Source organism: Methylobacterium sp. WL18 (genome assembly GCF_008040015.1).
In the GTDB taxonomy this organism is placed as follows: Bacteria; Pseudomonadota; Alphaproteobacteria; order Rhizobiales; family Beijerinckiaceae; genus Methylobacterium; species Methylobacterium mesophilicum.
Genome location: NZ_VRVD01001142.1, coordinates 1 through 777 on the forward strand (window position 1 = coordinate 1; position 777 = coordinate 777).

The window sequence follows — 777 nt, forward strand, 5'->3', positions numbered from 1 at the left end:
CTGCCCGGGTTCCCGTTCGCGCCGGTCCAACGCATCGGCCGGGGGCTTCCACGGCGCCGGCGCCGCCGAGCGGCGGGGAGGTCCGACCCGGCCGGTCCTGCGCTTTGCGCCCCGTCTCCCGTCTCCGAGCGGGGATGGACGGAGGCCGGGGCCTGCGAACTACGCAAAGCCCCGATAGATTTGCCTTTCAGAATCGAAACCTTTATAAATCATCCCAATTCGATTCAAAAAATGAATTTAGGCTATATCATGTCGGCGTTGCGATACGTTCTTCTCGGACTCTCGGTCCTATCGTTGGCTGTCGTGCTGGTCTTCTGGACTGTGAGTGGGCACGTCGCCGATCTCGGCGTGTTTTTGGTGGCCGCTTTCTTGGTCGCCAACAGCGTTTATATTCTATTCTCCCGGCCGACATTGCGCGCGAGCTCTGTCTTCGACCGCGCGGCCACGGGACTTGCTTTCGCCTCGCTGGAACTGCAGCACCAGGCCAAGGAGGCGAAGATCCGGGAGGCGGAGGCCGAGCGGATCCGGGCGCAAGAGGCCGAGCAGAACAAGTCAAAGCTGCGGGCGGCCGAGGAATTCATCAGCTACGTGCGCCAGAACCCGCTGATGCGCGGCCGGCAAGCCGTCACGGTCAAGCAGATCACCTTGCTCGGAGACCCGAAGAGCATCGCGCTCCCGACCCTGGAACTCCCCCGTCCCGTCCCGTCCGAGCTGAATGGCCGGCACCACGGCGATCCGGGGGCGACCGGCGTGACGCCTCCGGCGCCGCCCCCCGGC

1 protein-coding gene is annotated in these 777 nt (G+C 64.9%); it reads left to right on the top strand.

The window, feature by feature from the left end; all coding sequences use genetic code 11:
- Positions 1-294 precede the first annotated feature (294 nt).
- On the top strand, positions 295-777 hold a 483-nt coding region (locus FV228_RS31405; protein ID WP_147857938.1), incomplete at its 3' end, for a hypothetical protein.